Consider the following 15,944-nt stretch of genomic DNA (forward strand, 5'->3'; position numbering starts at 1 on the left):
GGGTTAAAAAAAAGGATTCAATACCTAATACTGAATCCTTTCCCTTTAGGTTTTACCCTTCTGCTTCCAGGGTCCTTCTAACATCCTCCAAGCCCCTTCTTATTTCAAAAATACTATCCCACTCTCGGCCTTCTACGCCATGCTCTATTCCCACATAGCCATGGAAGTCATGGGCTAAAACAATTTTTATCATTCTGGTATAGTCCAAGGGATGTTCTCTTCCCTGATCGTCCCATACTACTGGCTTGAGGCTGACCCCTTTAGCGTAGGGCATTAATTCATCCACTCCGCGGTAAGAGTCGTAGGAAATATTTTTATCACCCTCCGATGCAATTCTGAAATTTCCAAAGTCTGGCAAGGTGCCTGCACGAGGATGACCTGTCTCTTTGATCATTTCTGCCAGCCATTTGGCATTGCTCGAAAAGCCTCCATGATTTTCAATGATCACATTGATGTCAAAATCGTCTGCAAATTCACAGAGTTGTCTCAAGCCTGAACTGGTTATGTCCATGGCAGTTTTTTCATCTGCAGGATTGGTACTCCATGGTACTGCGGAATAGGCATTGACGCGTATGGCATGGCAACCCAGAAACTTGGCTGCTTCTACCCATTTTTTATGATTTTCTACCGTTTGTTTTCTGCCTTCTGACGTAGCAGCGCCCAACATCCCCTCTCCATCACACATGATAAGGACTGAGGTCACTCCTTCACCATCTGCCCGGGTTTTCATTTCTCTCAAATAGGCCATGTCGGTGGCTTTGTCTTTGAAAAATTGATTGACATATTCCACCGCATCGATTTCATGTTGCTTTGCCAAAATAGGGAAGTCTAAATGATCTATCTTACCTGCAAAAAGCGCTTTATTTAAAGACCATTCCGCTAGGGAAATTTTGAAAAGTGGGTCTGCCTTTTTTTCCTTGAAACTCATTTGCGGAAGGCCAATACTCAATGCTGCAGTGGCAAGTCCTGCAGATTTTAAGAATTCTCTCCTGTTTGTCATAACGTTCATGTTTTGGTTGAAAAAAATGTTCGGCAATTATTTAAAATCTAGATTTCCCAGCCCTTTCTATATGTTCGGGTCAGGAACTCATTGGAAGATTCATCATTGGTAATTTTTGGAATACTTGCATCAAACTCAACTCTTTTCTTTGCCCTCAGTGCAATGGCGCCCAAGTTGATGGTGTCTGTAATCGTTTGAGCTCTTATGAAGCTTCCTGGGGTTTGCTGCTTCTCCTTAACCGCATTGACCCACATATCCGTTTTTCTATTTACTTCCCTGGAATTGATTTTTTCGGATGCTGGTCTTGAGTCCATTTTGCTTTTTGGAAGTAAAACGGGATTTTCACCTCTAAAACCTCCTAAGATTTTACCTTTTGTCCCAATGAGCATCAATCCTTCTTCAGGCGTGTCTTTTCCTTCCATTTCCAGTTCTTCGGGAGCAAAAGGCTTCATCCCTCCATCGTACCAAAACAGGTCAAAAGATGGGAGTGTTTTTTGTTTTGGAAATTTCCACTTAATCATACAGCTGGCAGGGAATGCCACATCATTTTCCACCCAATGGTATACATGGTCGATTTCTTCTCGAGTGGTGGTTCCAAATGCTTTTGCAGCAACGGGGGACTGATCTATTCCCAAGGTTTCAAATAAGGGGAAAAGGCTATAATGTCCCATGTCGGCTACTGATCCACCTCCGAAATCGTACCAACCTCTAAATACATTATTGGTGTAATGTGGATGGTAAGGCATGTCAGGAACCGGACCCAACCATAAGTCCCAATTAAATCCTTTTGGGATTGGAGGGGTATCGGTAGGTCTTTTAGTCCATTGTTGCCATACAGGTCGGTAAGACCAGTTGTGAATCTCTTTTAATTCTCCAATCAATCCCTCGTCCATCCAAGATTTGATCTGACGGTATTCAGGTCGGTCTGACCAAGCCAATAAATGCGTGGTTACCCCAGAAGATTTTGCCTGTTCTATGACTTTCCTTCCTTCTATCAATCGATTGGAAATGGGCTTGTGGGTCACTACATGTACTCCATTTTTCATCGCCTCCATGGCAATGGATGCATGGGTATGATCTGGGGTCATTATTTTTACTACATCGATCCCTTTTTCCTTTGCAAAGAGCTCCCTGAAGTCCTCATAAGATGCACAACCCGAATAGGTACCTCCGGGCGTATTCTTGGAATAGAATTTTTCTACATAGGCTTGTCCTACGTCCCGACCTCCTGGTATACCCTTGATATTACTCCACCAGGAATCGTCACCCAATACTTTTCTAATATCATTTCGAATGCCGTAGGGAGACCAGTCTATGTAATCTTCCGTGTATTTATTGGAATCACATACTGCTACCACCCTGATAGCGGGATTGAGTAGTAATCCACCCATCTCTCTTAGTCCCTGAGTGCCGCAACCAATATTGGCAACGGTGATTTGGTCAGATGGGGGAACTTTGCCTAATCCGGCAATGACATGGGATGGAACAATGGAAAAAGATGCTGCGATAGAGGCGGCAGTCCCTATAAATTCTCGGCGGTTAAGCTTGTCCTTTGAAGACATAAAATGGATAAATTGGGTTTTGGTAATAATTTACCAAAGGTTGAGGCTAATACAAAACAAATCTTCTTGAAGTCCATAATTATTAGAAGAATATACTGGAAAAAGTAGAGGGGTGGTGGGTTAAATGGTCATGCATGATGGTGTTTTCTTATAAAAGTTCTAAATTTCAATCTACCTAAAAACACCATTAACCTTGATGAAAATCCTGTCTCGCTTCAATCTACTTTTCCTTATGGTCACAAGTATTTCAATAGTTGCTTGTGATACAGATCCTGAAAAAGAAACTGAAATTCAATATCCGGAACATCCTAACATTGTATGGATTGTGAATGAGGATATGTCTCCGGAACACTTGGGGGCTTATGGTGGGACAGGGGGAAAAACACCGGTATTGGACCAATTTGCCAGCGAAAGTTTAAAGTACACCAATGCCTTTTCAACGGCAGGGGTTTGTGCACCCAGCAGAGCAGCAATCATCACAGGGGCCTATCAAACTTCGATCGGAGCCCACAATATGCGAACCTTGGGAATGTCTGCGAATGCATTAGAGGCCTATCCTGATGGCTTCAAGACCTATTCAACAGTTCTTCCAGATGGAATGCGTGGTTTTCCAGAATACCTTCGGATGATTGGATATTATACAACCAATAACTCCAAGGAGGATTATCAGTTTGTTGCTCCCAAAACAATGTGGGACGAAAGCAGTAGAACTGCCCATTGGAAAAACAGACCTGATCCAAATCAACCTTTCTTTTCCATTTTTAATTTGACCATCTCCCATGAGTCCCAAGTTTGGGCAAGGGCGGATGAGCCTCTATTGGTAGACCCGGATTCAGTGACCATTCCTCCTGTTTATCCCGATGATTCTATTTCAAGACATACCATGGCTCGGTTTATTACGAATGTGATGCGGATGGATACCCAAGTAGGAGAGATTATTCAAGAGTTAAAAGATGCAGGTCTCTATGAAAACACCATCATTTTCTATTACTCTGATCATGGAGATGGAATGCCGTATTTCAAAAGAGAAATTTACGATAGAGGTCTGAAGATTCCACTTTTGATCAAAGCACCTTTCCTAGAGCCTGGATCTGTGACCAATGAATTGGTGAGTTTTGTGGATTTTGGACCAACCGTATTGTCTTTGGCAGGAGTGAAAATCCCTATTGCCATGCAAGGACAAGCATTTTTAGGGCCTCAGAAATCTGCCCCTAGGAAATATGTGTATGCTGCACGAGATCGAATGGATTCCGAATATGATAGGGTTCGGGCAGTAAGCGATGGACGATATAAGTATATTAGAAATTACATGATTGATAGACCTAACTATCAAAACATCCAATATAGACTCAATAACCCTTTGATGGTTCATCTATTGGAGCTTCATGAGCAAGGGAAGTTGACTCCTGAACAAGAGCGCTGGTTTGATGAAACAAAGCCCAAAGAGGAGCTTTACGATACACAGGTAGACCCTTGGGAATTTAACAATCTTGCGGGCAACCCGGAATATGATGCCAAGTTGGAGGAGTTGCGAAAAGCGCATTTAGATTGGATCGATTACTATGGGGATTTAGGAGCGAAACCAGAAATGGAAATGGTCAGAGAATGGTGGGGAGGAATGGATCAGGCTCCAACCACAGAACCTGCAGCTATTTTATATGAAGATGGCTTGGTAGCATTAAAATCTCCAACACCTAGTGCTTCCATAGGTTACAGAAAATCCAGCTCGGACGTTTGGCAGGTGTATACTAAACCATTTGAATGGAATGCCGGAGATTCATTATATGTGCTGGCCCATAGAATTGGTTATGAACCGACCATCGAGGCAATCATCGTAAAATAAACTTATTGATCTAAACAGGGGATGCCTCCTTTTGGGTAGTTACCGAAAGGAGGCATGATTCTATATTCCTCAATCATTTTTTTGAAATCGTAATTTTCAAATTGATAGTCCGGAGTGTATCGTACCTTATCCCAATAAAGACTTCTGGGTTCTGCTGCCCTTAAATCCCCTGTTTTTTCCATCCAATTTTGAAGTTTCGCCCTCATGTTAGCTTTGACTTCGGAATAGGTCTTATCCTCCGCTAAGTTTGTTAGTTGGTAGGGATCGTTGATCACATCATACAGCTCTTCCTCAGGTCTTTTCTCAAATGCCAATTTGAAATAATCTGGCTGCCCAGGAATGGGGTTACCTTCCATATTCATGATCAAAAACTTGGTAATGGAGTTATCTATGTCCCCATATTGGCCCACTGATACATGCACACTCGGATCACCTGCCGGGTTTCGTTCAGGCATCATATTTCGGATGTATAAAAACTGATGATCCCTAACCGCTCTCATAGGATAGGAGAGATCTCCTTTCCTTACATTGGCATGGCGTTCACGCTCTAGGTACACTTGACCTCGGTCTTGCTGTATCCCTGCCAAAAGAGGCCAAAGCGATTGGCCAGTCATGGTTTCCTGCTCTTGTCCGGCAGCCTCTACAAAGCTTGGAGCAAAATCAATAAAGTTGACAAAATCGTCGATGACGGTACCGGCCGCTATTTTTTCTGGCCATCGAATTACCAAAGGCATTCTGGTTCCATAATCGTATAAATTGGCTTTTGCCCTAGGGAAAGGCATTCCGTTGTCACTGGTCATGACAATGATGGTATTGTCGAGCTCTCCAGCTTCTTCCAGCATCTTGATAATTTGACCGCACTCTCGATCAAATCTCTCCACCTCAAAATAATAATCCAACATATCGTTTCGTACGCAATCATTGTCTGGGAAAAAACCTGGTACGATTACATCTTCCAAATCCATCCCTGTTTGGATTCCTGTGTTGGGTACATAGGTTCGATGTGGGTCAGTGCTTCCAAACCAAAAAGTAAAGGGTTGGTCTTCCATTTTGGATTCAAAAAACGTTTTGAAATCTTTAAAGTTCTTGCCTGCAGGGTTATGTTCCAGACCTTTAACCCGAAAATCACCCGGTCCCCATCCTTTTCTGGTGGAACCGGTAAAATACCCTGCCTTTTCCAAAATGGAAACATAAGTGGGGTATTGAGCCGGGAATTCAGACCAAAGATTTCCTCCATCTTCATTCTGATGGGGGTACCTGCCCAAAAGCACCGAGGCTCGCGAAGGAGAACAGGAAGGAGAAGCCGTATAGGCATTGGTAAATAACGCCCCTTCTTTAGCTAATCGGTCAAAAGTAGGAGTTCGAACGATGGGATCCCCATATACTCCCGCATGGGGAAATGACCAATCATCGGCGATTAGAAATAAAATATTGGGCTTGCTCTTTTGACTGAATGAGTAGGAAGCGAAGGAAAAAAGAAGTGCAAAAATCAGAGATAATTTTTTCATTAGTTTGGGTCTAATGAGGAATTTAAGGTCTTATGATTTTTTATCCAATTATCTATTAAACAAATCTTCTCACAAGGATTAGAGCGTAAAAAAGCTTAATCCAGTATCAGCGCATCGAGGGTAGTTTTTCCACCTCTTAAGATATTCAAATCCACATTTTCATAGATGCCGTTTAGTCTACCCTTTTCTGAAAACTGCCAAATGACCCAGTAATCACTTTCAGGCTCTTTGATAGGATTGTAATTTGCTACCCACAAAGGGTAATCTTCAAATCCATTTCCAACTAAGACATGTCTATTAAATGTATCTCCGGTATAGATGATAGGTTTTACACCATAATGCTCCTCTACGATATTTAACCAGTTTTGAATGCCTTCCCTGAGCCGGGTTTGAGATTGGATGGTGGAATTTCGTTCTATATCCAAAATCGGTCTCATATCTCCAGATCTTAACTTTACTTGGTGAATGAAATTTTGCGCCTGAAGCGTACTATTCATATTGGGGCGATAATAATGATATGCCCCTCGAATAATATCTACTGTGTCCAAAGAATGCCAATGTTCTTTGAAAAGCCCATCTTGATCATCCCCCATGGTCGCTCTGAAAATAATAAAATCTACCGGGCGATTTTTAATTTGGAGTTCTAGGTTATGCCAGTTTATTTTTCCTTGATAATGGGAGATATCAATTCCCAAAAGACCGCTTGGCTGGGTTTTGAAAATATAATCAAACTTTAATTCCTCATGCTCAGAAATCGGTTTATTGGCATAATAGGGTTGATCATGAAGTAAATGCCAAGTACTATAGACTAAAGCCCCTGCACTGACGGTGATCAGGATCAATAAGGCGATTAAAGCAGGAGGAATTGACTGTGACTTTTTCTTAGGCATTTAAGTGACATGTTCTAAACGCGCTGCGAAGCTACTAATTTTACCTTGTCAAACGGTAAAGAAATAAGGTGCTTCTTTTGATCAATTCAGGGTACTCTTTCATGTTGATGGTCTCTCCGGGAGCATGTGCTCCCCGACCTGATGCACCTAATCCATCCAAGCAATCCACGTAATCGGCAACAAACGAAATATCACCGGCACCTCTACTTCCCGGATCACCAGGTTTGACCTTGCCAAGTCCCATGTCTTGACTCAATTGGTTTAATACTTCAGCTAAAGCATAGTTCCCTTCAGTAGGTACCATGGACGGTAGCCCATCTCCAAAGATAATTTCTGCATCGGTTTGATTCAGATTCCTGTCCACTATTGCCTGCATTTTAGCCCTAGCAGCATTTTTTTGCTCTTCCCCAAGAAATCTTAGATCTCCTGTCACGATTGCTTCTCTTGCTACGATATTGGTTTTTCCCAGGGCTTCCCCCTTACCAGTTTCTTCGTCAAAAGAAACGTCGGATCCACCAATAATCTGACCTGGATTAAAAGTTAAATATTGCTCTCCAGCTAACTCTTCCCGAAATTCAGTTAATATCCTTGCCGCTTCATAAATCGCTCCATAGCCTACCGATTCACGGAATACACCGCTTGAGTGAGACTGATTTCCGGTGGTTCTCAATCTCCAACCACTACTTCCTCTTCTGGCTACCGTAGCAATTCCAAAGCTTTGGGTGGTTTCATAACCTAATGCGATGTCATGCTCTTTCGCTCTTTGGATAAAATCCCTTCTGGAAAGCTCTTCGTCGGCAGAACTTTCCTCATCTCCCGTAAAATAAACGGTGATCGTTCTGTCTTCCAATAAACCCAAATCATGCAATGCTTTTAGGCTGGCAAAGGCCATGACATCTCCACCTTTCATATCATTGACTCCTTGGCCCGTTGCGGTAGAATCATTTAAAAAAGTAAATGGAGTAAAAGGCATGTCCTTTTCAAAAACGGTATCCAAATGTCCGATGATAAAGATCTTTTTCCCTTTGCTTCCTTTTCGCGTAGCGATAAAATGTCCTGCACGCTTTGCTTCAGGTGGAAGTTTATACCACTCTGTTTCAAATCCTATTTTTTGAAACTCCCGCTCAAATACCTTGGACACAGCTTCTACGCCTTCCAGGTTAAGCGAGCCGGAATTAATGTTGGTGACCTCTTCGAGCAGGGCAACTGTTTCCTCGTAATTTTTCTCTACCTCTGCTATAAGTTTTTCCTCGATTTTGGAAAGTTTCTGAGCGAAAGTAATCGAATAGAATCCGATCAAAACAAGAGTTATAATGAGCTTTTTCATAGCTGAAAATTAAGTCAATTGTTGGATAAATGGATTCCGATTGTCAAATATTGATTCAAAAAAAAAGATCGGGGTTTTATAAGAATTTACGAATACTTAGGATATAGCCCATGTGTAAACCCTCATGAAAATTATTGAATTCCAATGCGTCTTGCACATTGGCCAAATGAAAGCCTGTCGCCGTCTGTCTTTCTTTATAGTTTTTAAAAATTTCTTTTTCTAAATCACGTTCTGTCAACACTGTCAGTTCAATCAATAGACTTTTCAATTCATTAACCTCATCTTCGGAGGTGAAGGACTCAGGCTTGGTGCCTGGTTTATATTTATTGAACAAATCGTCAGAAATATAGCCTGTCAATCCCGAGGATTTGTACACCAAACCTTGTTGGGCCACGATAATGTGTCCGATATTCCAGATGATATTATTGTTGAATCCAGCTGGAATGGTATTTAGTTTTTCGATGCTGGTTTGTTCTAACAAGTTAAGGAACAGGTTTCTACTGGTTTTCCAGGTTTTGAGTGTGGCGTTCATAGTTTACTGATTTAAAGCTAGGTTTATTTTGATGGGATTGTCAGGTAAATCTATTAGGAAACATCCATAATACTAGTTGTTACGATTTTATGTCCTTGTTTTTTTTAAGGAATTGTTAACTTATAGCCCAATAAACATAAACCTATGGCCAATTTTAATATTGACGCAAAACAAGAAATGACCTACGATGCGATTGTAATCGGATCGGGGATTAGTGGTGGTTGGGCCGCGAAAGAACTTTGTGAGAAAGGATTGAAAACTCTCGTATTGGAAAGAGGGAGAATTGTAGAACATGTGACAGACTACCCTACCATGAGTTTGGATCCATGGGATACAGAACTCAGAGGAAGTCTTACTCCAGAGCAAAAAGCAAGGCATCCAAAAGGGGGTAGATCTGGATTTATTGGGGCTTATAATGAGCATTTTCATGCCAATGATGTAGAAAATCCCTATACCGAAGTGAAACCTTTTATGTGGGTTAGAGCCCATCAAATGGGGGGACGATCTATTCTTTGGGGTAAGCAATGCTACCGATGGTCTGACTTGGATTTTGAAGCCAATTTAAAAGATGGGCATGGGGTAGACTGGCCTATCCGATACAAGGATTTGGCACCTTGGTATACCCATGTGGAGAAATTTGCAGGGATCAGCGGAGAAGCATTGGGTTTACCGCAATTGCCGGATAGTCATTTCCTTCCTCCTATGGAGCTCAATTGTGTGGAGAAACATGTGAAAGAGCGCATAGAAAAGGAATATAATGGGCGAAATATGATCATTGGCCGTGTGGCGCATTTGACTGAGCCGATCAATGGTCGTGGGAAATGTCAGTTCAGAAATCGATGTGATCGGGGATGTCCTTACGGTGCCTATTTTAGTAGTAATGCAGTGACTCTTCCAGCAGCCAATGCGACGGGGAACCTAACCATCCGCCCTTTTTCAATCGCACAATCCATTATTTATGATGAGGAAACCGGGAAAGCTACAGGTGTAAGAATCATTGATTCCGAAACCAGTGAGTTTATGGAGTACCATGCAAAAATCATTTTCTGTAATGCCTCTGCCTTGAGCTCGACTCAAATTTTATTGAATTCCACTTCTGACCGTTTTCCAAATGGCTTAGGGAACGACAGTGGGGAGTTGGGACATAACCTAATGGATCATACTTATAGAGTTGGGGCCATGGGAAAAGTAGAAGGCTTTGAGGATCAATATTACAAGGGTAGAAGACCGAATGGAATTTATATTCCTAGATATTACAACTTGGACGAAGGTACCAAAAACGAAAATTTCGTGAGAGGATTCGGATTCCAGGGCAGTGGAGGAAGAGCTGGATGGAGCGCAGGGTCTAATCAGGAAAACTTCGGAGGTGAATTCAAAGATAGTCTAATGAAGCCAGGACCTTGGGAATTCTTCATTACTGGATTTGCGGAATGTCTTCCAGACCATAAGAACAAAGTAACCTTGAATAAAGAGGTGTTGGATAAGTGGGGTCAGCCAACCTTAAGCATCGATGCAGAATGGGGACCCAATGAATTGGCGATGAATAAGCAGATTCGAAAAGATGCCAAGGAAATGCTGGAAAGAGCAGGGTTAACGGATATCACTGATTTTGATAATGAACATGAAATGGGGTATGGAATCCATGAAATGGGAACCGCAAGAATGGGTAGAGATCCTAAAACTTCCGTATTGAATGGGAATAACCAGGTACATGGTGCCAAGAATGTCTTTGTGACCGATGGAGCTTGTATGACTTCCTCCTCATGTGTCAACCCATCCTTGACCTATATGGCCTTGACAGCTAGAGCAGCCAATTTTGCAGTATCCGAATTGAAGAAAAAAAACCTTTAATGTCATGAACAGAAGAAACGCACTTAGAAGAACCGCATTATTGGCTGGATCGGCGATGGCAACACCCACCTTGCTTTCCCTGCTTCAATCCTGTAAAGAGCAAAAGCGGGTAGACTGGGTTCCACAGTTTTTATCTCAGGACCAGGCAGTTTTTGTCTCCTCATTTGTGGATACGATCTTACCGAAAACCGAGACTCCAGGAGCTTTGGATGTGAAAGTAGATATTTTCATTGATCTGATGTATGCGAAGGCTTATGATGAGGGAGCACAGCAATATGTGGTGGCAGAAATAGAAAAGTTCAATACCAATTGCAAAAATGATTTTGGAGATGTCTTTGCTAATCTGACTCCCGAAGATAAAACGGCGGTATTGAAGAAAGCGGAAGCAGAAACTGCTAAGTTTAACCCTGGAGTTTGGGGTACTGCGGTAGGAGAGCAAAAACCGGTAGCCTACTATCGTCAATTGAAATCCATGGCGCTCTGGGCTTATTTCTCTTCTGAAGAAGTAGGGAAAAATATTCTGAGCTATGATCCGATTCCAGGTGAATACCTTGGGTGTATTCCGCTTTCGGATGTAGGGAATACCTGGAGTCTTTAAATAAATCCCAGTGATCAGTATTCAGTAGCTGTGATCAGTGTTTATTTAATGGTCAATCAGGATTTAATAATTACAGCAAATTACTATGTCAGTCCAAGCGGAGTCGAAAGGTCCTCGACTCCGCTCGGACTGACAATGTTTTTTTCTGAAACAGCCTCTTAACTACTTCACTTGAAGCGAATTTCCAGAAGGAAAATGAGTCACTGGAACACCAGGTACATGCTCCTCTAACCAGTTCTTCATAAATTCCGATCCACCTTCCTCACTAGCAGAATGACCAATTACAATCAGTCCCAACTCTTCTCCCATTTCATTGGCATTTCTCACGTACTCCGGAGTTTCCCATTCTGGACTTTCTCCACAGATCAGCACATCTGGCTTTTCTTTCATCAGGAGTTCAATTTGCCTTCTTCCTCCGATTGCTCCAGGTAGTAAGAGAATTTTGGAGGCGGATTGACTTAAATCTCCCACATATCGTAAAGCGGGAACTCCCATTTTCTCTTTGATATGGCTAATTAGATTGCCAAGCGTGGTTTCCGGAAGGTTCAAAACGGCGTTCTGTTTGTAATAGGCATTCCAACCCAATTCATCCACCACTCCCTTTTGTACTCCATCGACTTGAAGCCGGTGTACATAGTCATGATTTCGCCAAACTGCAATCCCATGTTGGTTTAACAAATCTGCTTTGAATTGGTAGACCGGGTCATTTTTTAACCAGTCCGTTTCGTCTAGGTGATTGTAAAAAGTAGGTTCATGGACAATGATGAAATTGGCATTCAACTCAATGGCTTTTCGAATCACCGTCAACGTAGCAAACATAGTGGTGATAATGCCTGTAACTCTTTGATCACGATTCCCGGATTTTAAGGTATCCACTGTAGGGCTAAATGGTGCATTGGGAACTTTGGAAATAAAAAGATCCATGATGTCTCCCACAGTATAGGCTGTTTTTACAGAAGCGGAGAAGAGATCCAAAGGATTTAGAAAAATTCCTGTTCCTAGCAGGACAGAGGTTTTTAGGAAATTACGGCGGTTGGAATAGGGCTTGTACATAGCTAGATGGATTTATCTAAAGATAAGAAAGCCATTTTATTTTGGGTGAAGATTAGGCATTTGTTATAAGGAGGAATGTTTAATCGTTGGAAGGGAGGGGGGCGTCGAGCAGGTATGGGAACAGTAACTCATTTCGAAGAGATTACTTGTCTGCTATCACAAATTATTAAATTCACAGATCTTGAATTTACCACTTCAACTTCTTTTTCTCTTATTTGATGTTGTGTAATCTTGCTTTATCTTTTCTGTTCATGACTTGGGATAAAGACACTTACTGGCAAGTTTTAGCTTATTCGGAAGGTTTGAATTCTAAAATTGAAGCCTATTTAACTAATAATTCAGATTGTAAATCTTATGGGATAGGTTATGATTACATATAATAATGCTATTTAGCAGAACCATCATTTTGAATTAACCCGTTTAAAAATGCTGTATGATTGCCGATTACGACATTTTCAATCACTCCATCTTCATTAATTAACACAAAAGTTGGTGTAGAAGATATCTTGTAGGCTTTTGCAATATCTTCTGAATTTGAAAGCACAGGCATACCTGCTGTTACTTTTGAGAAGTAATCTATGACATCTGCTTTTTTATCCCACATAGAAAGGTAAATGGGTTTGATGTTTTCGGGTAACTGAAAATTTTCCTGATTCATATACAATAAGGCTTCATGGGAATTCCCACAGCCAACACTGGAAAATTTAAGCAAGACTTTATTCCCCTTAAAATCGGCTAAACTCACAGAGTTTCCTTGTAAATCTTTCATATCAAATTCAGGGGCTTTTTCACCTTTTTCAAGTGGCGGTATTGTAGTCTTTTGACTAAAAAGTACAGATGGATATGAAGTTGGTAAACTAAAAGATAGTGGCGAATTATCATCACTAAAAATGTAGTTGTTGTATACCGAGACGACGCGTTGGCTAAGTTTTCCCTTAAAGTAATTTCGGCGTTCCCAACGTTCGATTAATTTGCTTTGAGGATTTATAAACAAGTGTTGCTCTGTATAAACAGTATTGCCATCAATCACTTTATCGTTAATTACATTGACGTAATTGTTATAAACCTGTGAATTTATTAAAGTGTCTTTTACAAATTGCCAATCAATATCTTGCAGTAAAAACATTGGTGATCTCTGATAGGTATCCGAACTTTCAAAAACTGCTTTGGCGTAGGCGGGTTTTTGATCTGAATAAAGTTCAACTACTTTTTTGAAATGATTTACAGATTTGTATTCTTCGCCTTTTATATAATAATCAAAGTAAGGTCCATCAATAATCGTATTGTAACCTATTAGACTTGAAGGATTTTTTAAAAACTCAAAGATGTAAGTAAATGTATCTATTTTACCAGCAGGATTTGGGGAGTAGGTTATTTGATTGAATGAGACTTTGTTCTGGTTAAAAAATTTAGCTTTCGTGTCTTGAAATACCTTTGTAGGCGATTGCGATTGACAAGAACTGAACAGAAGGATATTAAAAATTGATAATATGATTGCTTTCATCGTTATTCTTTAAAGGTGAATTAGTATTGGAATTATTTAATTGCTGTGAAAGTAAAACTTGGTCATTTCATTAATAAAGTTTTCAATTTTCATTAGTTGTATTTATTCCTTTCCATTGTACGCCCTGAAAATCTATCAACAGATCATATGTCCCTTTATTATTTTTAACAAATTCAATGGATTCCTTATTGGTCTTGTCCGAGAAAAACACTGTTTTAGATTCAGGTAGTATCACACCATTATTTTTCCCTTTTTGATATACATAAAGACTGTCATTTTCAAATCTTATATTGAGCAAAATATGGCCAGCTTCTACCAAGTCATAGGTGCCTTCGTAGCGTTTTAGAATTTCAGGTTTAAGTTGTATTGCGGATCTGTTTATAGCTTCTGGCATATTAACTGATTCTCCTTTTAGAATGGATTGTAAATCTTTCACCAATTGTTCAAAAGGAATGCCGTCGAAATTGGCCAGAAAAACAAGCGTGTAATTGTCTACAAAGTTACGTTCTATGTATGCGCGCTTGCCACGCGTTCCTCCGGCATGAGAAATGATGTTGTCATGTAACAGGTCTTGATAAGCCACAGGGTCTAAACTTGATAATAAGTTGTTTAAATCGTCAACTGTTGAAAATAAATTGCCCATTTTCATTTCATCATCAGGAAAAGTGCATTCACAAACGATTTCATTATTTTTTTCAAAATGTCCATAAGCATAATCTTGTTTCCTGTCTTTTCCTTCATAAAAATTACTACCTGAATTGAACATTTCTAATGGCTCAAAAAATGTTCGGTTGATGTAATCTTCAAAGGTGGAATTGGTCACTTTTCCTAAGGAATAGTACAATAATTGAAAGCCAATATTGGAGTAGAGTTCTTTTTCACCGGGTTCAAATTCTAACTTAGATTTTGATGCTAAATCCACTACTTCCTCGGGACTAAGTTCGATATATGGCTTAGCAGAGGCTTCAAAAGAACGCGGTAGACCAGACGTATTGGTCATTAAATGATGAATCGTAATCTGATCTCCATTCGGAAAATCAGGTAAAAAATCACTTAGCTTGTTGTTTTGGGATAGTTTACCCTCTTTTTCAAGTTGAATCACACTTAGTTTGGCAAATAATTTAGCTATAGATCTTAAATCAAATTGGCTGTTTTCACTGACAAAAAGTGTCGAAGTCGAATCGCTTGACATATTATAAGCCTTACTCAAGATCACCTCATTCTTTTTCTTCATGAGAACCACCCCATTAAAATCACCGAGTTCCGTCAACTTGGTAAAATATAGATCGGCTATTTCTGCCATTTTATTTTCTGGAATCTCACTTTCAACTGTCTGTTTTTCTTCGGAGAATAGACAACTGAAACAAATAGTTAAGAATATTAAAATTTGGAACTTCATAGAATTTATTTTCAGCAAAGAAAAAACTTCTTGAAGAGGATAAATTGTAAAAATGTAAACCTAGGTGTGCCTAAGAATAAATTCTGGTAGTCTGTTAAAATATTGACTTGGTGTTAAACCGGAAACTTTTTTAAAATCATTTATAAAATGAGCTTGATCGAAATAACCATAATCATAACTGAGCCTTGTCAAAGAGAGCTCTTTATGTTTTACTTTATGTTTAATTAGATTCAGAATCCGGACTGAAACAATAAATGTTTTTAAGCTACACATGGCTTCTTGCTTAAAAACTTTGTTGATGTATTGTCTGGATTTATTAAAGTGGTTGCTTATTTCTTTAACTCTAAGTATTCCTTTTTTAGAATAAATAAATTGGCATACTGACATTACGAATTGCACAGTATCCGTAATCACAATCTGTTTATTTCTAAAAAAATCATCTGCTGTGGATACTATTTCTTCAATAGTATAATTGTCTGACATTTGTTGATGTATTTGTAAAAGCTGTGGATTATGGTTTTCTAAGTTCACTACCCCTGATTCGTTTATTTCAGAGAAGAAATAACGGTTCATCCATGGCTGGCATTTAATGGTGAAAAAGGTAAGGTTATCCTTAAATTTTAATTGATATGGAGGATGTAAATCAAGAATAGTAAAAACCTTGTATTTTATATTTAAAGTTTTTTGTTGATCACCAAAACAAAAAAGTGCATTAGCCTCTTTGAATACAATAAAATCATGACAGCAGTCATCTACAATTGGTATATGTTTAGTCGTTCCTTTTTCGTTCAATTGAAAATAGTAATACTCCTTTATTATTTCCCGGAGTGAAGAATGCGGAAGTGGGGTTTTGATTAACATTTGGAACTTAATAGGT

13 protein-coding genes are annotated in these 15,944 nt (G+C 39.9%); 3 read left to right on the top strand and 10 right to left on the bottom strand.

Annotated features, from left to right (window positions below):
• Positions 1 to 52: 52 nt before the first annotated feature.
• Complete coding sequence (locus BUR11_RS20075) at positions 53 to 1,000, bottom strand: sugar phosphate isomerase/epimerase family protein (RefSeq protein ID WP_074226818.1); 948 nt, start codon at positions 998 to 1,000, stop codon at positions 53 to 55.
• 47 nt (positions 1,001 to 1,047) lie between these two features.
• A complete protein-coding gene (locus BUR11_RS20080; protein WP_074226819.1) occupies positions 1,048 to 2,562 on the bottom strand; it encodes a Gfo/Idh/MocA family protein in 1,515 nt (504 codons plus the stop codon).
• Between the two features lie 196 nt (positions 2,563 to 2,758).
• Between BUR11_RS20080 and BUR11_RS20085 the strand changes: the two genes are divergently transcribed.
• The gene (locus tag BUR11_RS20085) at positions 2,759 to 4,405 is read left to right on the top strand and encodes a sulfatase family protein (protein ID WP_074226820.1); all 1,647 of its coding nucleotides are present in this window, start codon (positions 2,759 to 2,761) and stop codon (positions 4,403 to 4,405) included.
• Positions 4,406 to 4,407: 2 nt separating this feature from the next.
• Here the strand turns inward: BUR11_RS20085 and BUR11_RS20090 are convergent, their stop codons facing one another.
• The 4 genes from BUR11_RS20090 to BUR11_RS20105 form a co-directional block, all read right to left on the bottom strand.
• Entirely contained in the window at positions 4,408 to 5,913 is a 1,506-nt protein-coding gene (locus BUR11_RS20090; protein WP_074226821.1) for a sulfatase family protein, read from the bottom strand.
• A 95-nt stretch (positions 5,914 to 6,008) separates the two neighbouring features.
• Positions 6,009 to 6,803 (bottom strand): glycoside hydrolase family 25 protein, encoded by a 795-nt coding sequence (locus BUR11_RS20095; RefSeq protein WP_074226822.1) that lies wholly within the window; start codon positions 6,801 to 6,803, stop codon positions 6,009 to 6,011.
• Positions 6,804 to 6,843: 40 nt separating this feature from the next.
• Complete coding sequence (locus BUR11_RS20100) at positions 6,844 to 8,130, bottom strand: M20/M25/M40 family metallo-hydrolase (protein ID WP_074226823.1); 1,287 nt, start codon at positions 8,128 to 8,130, stop codon at positions 6,844 to 6,846.
• A 76-nt stretch (positions 8,131 to 8,206) separates the two neighbouring features.
• A complete protein-coding gene (locus tag BUR11_RS20105; protein WP_074226824.1) occupies positions 8,207 to 8,662 on the bottom strand; it encodes a DinB family protein in 456 nt (151 codons plus the stop codon).
• A 144-nt stretch (positions 8,663 to 8,806) separates the two neighbouring features.
• On the opposite strand from BUR11_RS20105, the gene BUR11_RS20110 reads away from it, so the two are divergent.
• Both BUR11_RS20110 and BUR11_RS20115 read left to right on the top strand, forming a co-directional pair.
• Positions 8,807 to 10,513 carry a GMC oxidoreductase gene (locus BUR11_RS20110; protein WP_074226825.1) on the top strand — a complete coding sequence of 569 codons (1,707 nt, stop codon included), beginning with the start codon at positions 8,807 to 8,809 and terminating at the stop codon, positions 10,511 to 10,513.
• A 4-nt stretch (positions 10,514 to 10,517) separates the two neighbouring features.
• Positions 10,518 to 11,111: a gluconate 2-dehydrogenase subunit 3 family protein gene (locus tag BUR11_RS20115; protein WP_074226826.1), complete on the top strand. Its 594-nt coding sequence runs from the start codon at positions 10,518 to 10,520 to the stop codon at positions 11,109 to 11,111.
• Positions 11,112 to 11,273: 162 nt separating this feature from the next.
• On the opposite strand, the gene BUR11_RS20120 is transcribed toward BUR11_RS20115, so the two are convergent.
• The 4 genes from BUR11_RS20120 to BUR11_RS20135 form a co-directional block, all read right to left on the bottom strand.
• Positions 11,274 to 12,164 (bottom strand): Nif3-like dinuclear metal center hexameric protein, encoded by an 891-nt coding sequence (locus BUR11_RS20120; protein ID WP_074226827.1) that lies wholly within the window; start codon positions 12,162 to 12,164, stop codon positions 11,274 to 11,276.
• A 385-nt stretch (positions 12,165 to 12,549) separates the two neighbouring features.
• Positions 12,550 to 13,668 carry a TlpA family protein disulfide reductase gene (locus BUR11_RS20125; RefSeq protein ID WP_074226828.1) on the bottom strand — a complete coding sequence of 373 codons (1,119 nt, stop codon included), beginning with the start codon at positions 13,666 to 13,668 and terminating at the stop codon, positions 12,550 to 12,552.
• Positions 13,669 to 13,750: 82 nt separating this feature from the next.
• A complete protein-coding gene (locus BUR11_RS20130; RefSeq protein WP_074226829.1) occupies positions 13,751 to 15,067 on the bottom strand; it encodes a serine hydrolase domain-containing protein in 1,317 nt (438 codons plus the stop codon).
• A 60-nt stretch (positions 15,068 to 15,127) separates the two neighbouring features.
• On the bottom strand, positions 15,128 to 15,928 hold the full coding sequence (locus BUR11_RS20135) for a helix-turn-helix domain-containing protein (RefSeq protein ID WP_074226830.1): 801 nt from the start codon (positions 15,926 to 15,928) through the stop codon (positions 15,128 to 15,130).
• Positions 15,929 to 15,944: the final 16 nt, after the last annotated feature.

Source organism: Algoriphagus halophilus, assembly GCF_900129785.1.
GTDB classification, from domain to species: domain Bacteria; phylum Bacteroidota; class Bacteroidia; order Cytophagales; family Cyclobacteriaceae; genus Algoriphagus; species Algoriphagus halophilus.

Excerpts from the sequence above, each read along its gene's own strand:
- BUR11_RS20075 (WP_074226818.1), bottom strand. The coding sequence starts at position 1,000 with ATGACAAACAGGAGAGAATTCTTAAAATCTGCAGGACTTGCCACTGCA.
- BUR11_RS20080 (WP_074226819.1), bottom strand. The coding sequence starts at position 2,562 with ATGTCTTCAAAGGACAAGCTTAACCGCCGAGAATTTATAGGGACTGCC.
- BUR11_RS20085 (WP_074226820.1), top strand. The coding sequence starts at position 2,759 with ATGAAAATCCTGTCTCGCTTCAATCTACTTTTCCTTATGGTCACAAGT.
- BUR11_RS20090 (WP_074226821.1), bottom strand. The coding sequence starts at position 5,913 with ATGAAAAAATTATCTCTGATTTTTGCACTTCTTTTTTCCTTCGCTTCC.
- BUR11_RS20095 (WP_074226822.1), bottom strand. The coding sequence starts at position 6,803 with ATGCCTAAGAAAAAGTCACAGTCAATTCCTCCTGCTTTAATCGCCTTA.
- BUR11_RS20100 (WP_074226823.1), bottom strand. The coding sequence starts at position 8,130 with ATGAAAAAGCTCATTATAACTCTTGTTTTGATCGGATTCTATTCGATT.
- BUR11_RS20105 (WP_074226824.1), bottom strand. The coding sequence starts at position 8,662 with ATGAACGCCACACTCAAAACCTGGAAAACCAGTAGAAACCTGTTCCTT.
- BUR11_RS20110 (WP_074226825.1), top strand. The coding sequence starts at position 8,807 with ATGGCCAATTTTAATATTGACGCAAAACAAGAAATGACCTACGATGCG.
- BUR11_RS20115 (WP_074226826.1), top strand. The coding sequence starts at position 10,518 with ATGAACAGAAGAAACGCACTTAGAAGAACCGCATTATTGGCTGGATCG.
- BUR11_RS20120 (WP_074226827.1), bottom strand. The coding sequence starts at position 12,164 with ATGTACAAGCCCTATTCCAACCGCCGTAATTTCCTAAAAACCTCTGTC.
- BUR11_RS20125 (WP_074226828.1), bottom strand. The coding sequence starts at position 13,668 with ATGAAAGCAATCATATTATCAATTTTTAATATCCTTCTGTTCAGTTCT.
- BUR11_RS20130 (WP_074226829.1), bottom strand. The coding sequence starts at position 15,067 with ATGAAGTTCCAAATTTTAATATTCTTAACTATTTGTTTCAGTTGTCTA.
- BUR11_RS20135 (WP_074226830.1), bottom strand. The coding sequence starts at position 15,928 with ATGTTAATCAAAACCCCACTTCCGCATTCTTCACTCCGGGAAATAATA.